The following is a 3,427-nucleotide window of genomic DNA, read 5'->3' on the forward strand; positions in this document are numbered from 1 at the left end:
TCTATAAACACAAACCCCGCTCAAAAGGCGGGGTTTGTGTTTATAGACACTCCAGCTGCGTGGGGCTGGTTATCTACAGGATTTCAGAGTTTCAGGAGCTTTGCGCCTGGCGTTTCATCTCAAGGGTCTCGAGCTCGTTTTTATAATTATGAGCTTCGGCCTCGTCGTGAAACATGCCGACCAGCAGGTCTTGCTGGTGTACATCCCAGATGTGAATCCCGTGGGCTACTGCTTCGTGGGACATATGTTCATCGTCGCGTTCAGTTACTTTTACAGTCATCTGCTTGCTCCAATCTCTGGTTGATCTGCGGCAAGGCGTCGCAGGCCTTTGTTATATGATTTGTTAGCTTGCTAAGTAAATAACCAGGAATTGCAACACACCTTTACAGAAACTGGAGTAATCCCGCGAGCCCACGGAAACCGCGACATTGCGTCGCAGGGCGCTGAGTTTTATGACAAAAGTTTCATGTTGGCGTCAGGCGACAGGCGAAAAAAAGCCCCGCGTACGCGAGGCTCTTTCATTGCGCAGAGGATCAGCTGCCTTTGACAGCCTTGCCGTCAACGGTACCGTCTTGCAGCATGATGTTGTATTCCTTGCCGTCAGTCTCGACCTGGCGCAGGGCAACCAGGATGCCGCCCCAGTCCTTGGCAAACCACATTTGGGTAATGCGCTTGCTTTGAGTCGGGTCACGCACGCGCTCGACCTTGATCGCATCGATGGAGCCGGCTTTGGTCTGGACCTTTTCCGGGCCGATCACGCGGAAGTCGTAGGTATCGACATCAGTGCCTTCGACGACGTTGTAGCTCATGCTTTTCTTGCCGGCTGCCACATCGCGCTGCAATGCCAGCTGGTAGGTCGACTTGTCGAGCATGCCGCTTTGAAGGGCCACGTTGACCGGGTCCTTGTTTTCAAAGCCGGTGACTTTCTTGGCCGTCTGATCGAAGTCGAGGTTGATCTTCTTCGTCTTGCCCAGGCCACCGCGTTCGAAGGTGTAGCTCACCGGTTGCAGGGCGTCTTTGTCGAAGCGGATCACGCTGGTTTCAGTCAGGCTGGCGATCATCATGGAAGCCTTGAAATTCAAGGTCCAGCTGCCGTTGTCATTCTTGGTCAGGCTGCGTTCTGCCGAACCACTCATGGGCAACTGTTTCCAGTCGGCGGTGTAGCTGGCGGAGAAAGGGTGAAGGTCTGCCGCTTGCACGGCAGGCAAGGCGAACAGCGCAAAAGCGAAGAGCAGGGCGCGACGCATAAAGTCTCCTAGGTTCGAATCAAGTGGCCGCTGGCCGCAAGTAACTGACCGTCCAATAATGCACCGTGGTCGCCAAGAATCAACCGTCCCTCAGCGAACCAGCGAACAGCCAGCGGGTAAATCCTGTGTTCCTGGGTGTGAACCCGTTGCGCAAGCGTCTGCGCAGAGTCCGCAGACTCTACCGGAACTACTGCCTGTACGACCAGAGGCCCGCCATCGAGTTCCTCGGTGACAAAGTGCACGCTGCAGCCGTGCTCGGTGTCGCCGGCCTCCAGGGCACGCTGGTGGGTGTGTAACCCTTTGTATTTTGGCAGCAGGGACGGGTGGATATTCAGCAGACGCCCGTTGTAGTGACGCACGAAGTCAGCGCTGAGAATGCGCATGAAGCCGGCCAGTACCACGAGTTTGGGGTTGAAGGCGTCGATCAGTTCGATCAAGGCGCTGTCGAAGGCCTCGCGGCCTTCGAAAGCCTTGTGATCCAGGGAGCGGGTGTCGATACCTGCGTCCCTGGCGCGTTGCAGGCCGTAGGCGTCGCTGCGGTTGGAAATCACCGCAGCGATGCGCACCGGGCTGTCGCCGGCGCGCGTGCTGTCGATCAGGGCCTGCAAGTTACTGCCGGTGCCGGAGAGCAGCACCACGACATCACAGGTTGCAGGCATCAGTGCGCCTTAAGGTTCTTCAGTTCAACCTGAGCCGCGCCTTCAGGGGCGGTAGCGATCTGGCCGATGACCCAAGGCTGTTCGCCGGCTTCACGCAATACGTTCAGCGCGCTTTCAACGTGCTCTTGAGCCACGCAGATGACCATGCCCACGCCGCAGTTCAGCACGCGGTGCATCTCGGTTTCGTTGACGTTGCCTTTCTCTTGCAGCCAGTCGAAGACTGCCGGGCGCTGCCAGCTGGCCACGTCGACAATCGCCTGGGCGCCTTCAGGCAGTACGCGCGGGATGTTGTCCAGAAGGCCGCCACCGGTGATGTGGGCCATGGCCTTGACCGCGCCGGTGTCCTTGATCAGCTTGAGCAACGGCTTCACGTAGATGCGGGTCGGGGCCATCAGCAGGTCGGTCAAGGGCTTGCCGTCGAGCTGGATGGTTTCGATGTCGGCGCCGGACACTTCGATGATCTTGCGGATCAGCGAGTAGCCGTTGGAGTGCGGGCCGGACGATGGCAGGGCCAGCAGGGCGTCACCGGCAGCCACCTTGGAGCCGTCGATGATTTCGGATTTTTCGACAACGCCGACGCAGAAACCGGCCAGGTCGTAGTCTTCGCCTTCGTACATGCCTGGCATTTCAGCGGTTTCGCCGCCGACCAGGGAGCAGCCGGACAGTTCGCAGCCAGCGCCAATGCCGGTGACCACCTGGGTAGCGGTCTCGACGTTGAGCTTGCCGGTGGCGTAGTAGTCAAGGAAGAACAGCGGCTCGGCGCCGCACACCACCAGGTCGTTCACGCACATGGCAACCAGGTCGATGCCGATGCTGTCGTGCTTGTTCAGGTTCAGTGCCAGGCGCAGCTTGGTGCCCACACCGTCGGTGCCGGAGACCAATACAGGCTGCTTGTAGCCGGCCGGGATCTCGCAGAGGGCGCCAAAACCGCCCAGGCCGCCCATGACTTCGGGGCGCGCAGTGCGCTTGGCGACGCTCTTGATGCGTTCGACCAATGCTTCACCGGCGTCGATGTCTACACCGGCGTCCTTGTAGCTCAGGGAGGGTTGCTTGCTCATGATCCAGGCCTTTAGGGGGGATTCAGGGGTAACGACCGAATGCGGCGGGTGTACCGAAACCTGAAGTTTCAGCACGGCCTGCCATTGACGGTCTGCGAAGGCGCGCGATTTTATCAGGCTTGAGGGGCAGCGGCCATCCTCGGGCCGACGGGCAGGGGCAATAGCTGTTAAAAAAATCGCTAATCGAGTCGGTCACAGGCCCTATTAAGGTATAGCCTTTAACTCGCTATCGTTATGACAGTACAAAAACTTGCCGAGACCCTGTGAATGTTTTGCCGGTCGCTGTGGTCACAGCCTTGCTCAACAGTGTTCACGCGGTCTGTTCCAACCGCTTATTTGCCGTTCGGGAATCTTCTTTCATGGGTCTGAGTAAATATTTTTTTGTGGGCTGCTTGTCGTTGGTCAGCCTGGCGAGTCATGCCGAAACCCTCAATGGTCTCTATCAAGTGCTGGAGCCGGTCAG

Annotated in this window: 4 protein-coding genes and 1 pseudogene; 1 reads left to right on the plus strand and 4 read right to left on the minus strand. The window is 58.3% G+C overall.

The annotated features are described in order from the left end of the window. Nucleotides 1–91 precede the first annotated feature (91 nt). The 4 genes from HX786_RS31390 to purM all read right to left on the minus strand — a co-directional run bounded on the left by HX786_RS31390 (nucleotide 92) and on the right by purM (nucleotide 2,964). Nucleotides 92–280 carry a hypothetical protein gene (locus HX786_RS31390; RefSeq protein ID WP_003210741.1) on the minus strand — a complete coding sequence of 63 codons (189 nt, stop codon included), beginning with the start codon at nucleotides 278–280 and terminating at the stop codon, nucleotides 92–94. 253 nt (nucleotides 281–533) lie between these two features. Further along, nucleotides 534–1,247, minus strand: coding sequence for a DUF3108 domain-containing protein (locus tag HX786_RS31395; RefSeq protein ID WP_003210742.1), 714 nt, complete (start codon nucleotides 1,245–1,247; stop codon nucleotides 534–536). Between the two features lie 8 nt (nucleotides 1,248–1,255). Beyond that, nucleotides 1,256–1,906, minus strand: coding sequence for a phosphoribosylglycinamide formyltransferase (gene purN / locus HX786_RS31400; RefSeq protein WP_008438189.1), 651 nt, complete (start codon nucleotides 1,904–1,906; stop codon nucleotides 1,256–1,258). Further along, nucleotides 1,906–2,964: a phosphoribosylformylglycinamidine cyclo-ligase gene (gene purM, locus HX786_RS31405; protein WP_003210744.1), complete on the minus strand. Its 1,059-nt coding sequence runs from the start codon at nucleotides 2,962–2,964 to the stop codon at nucleotides 1,906–1,908. The genes purN and purM overlap by 1 nt, the downstream gene beginning before the upstream one ends. A 359-nt stretch (nucleotides 2,965–3,323) precedes the next feature. On the opposite strand from purM, the pseudogene HX786_RS31410 reads away from it, so the two are divergent. After that, nucleotides 3,324–3,427, plus strand: a pseudogene (locus tag HX786_RS31410) (DUF2066 domain-containing protein); the annotation flags it as partial.

The sequence above is a fragment of the Pseudomonas sp. 21615526 genome (assembly GCF_013386245.1).
GTDB lineage: Bacteria > Pseudomonadota > Gammaproteobacteria > Pseudomonadales > Pseudomonadaceae > Aquipseudomonas.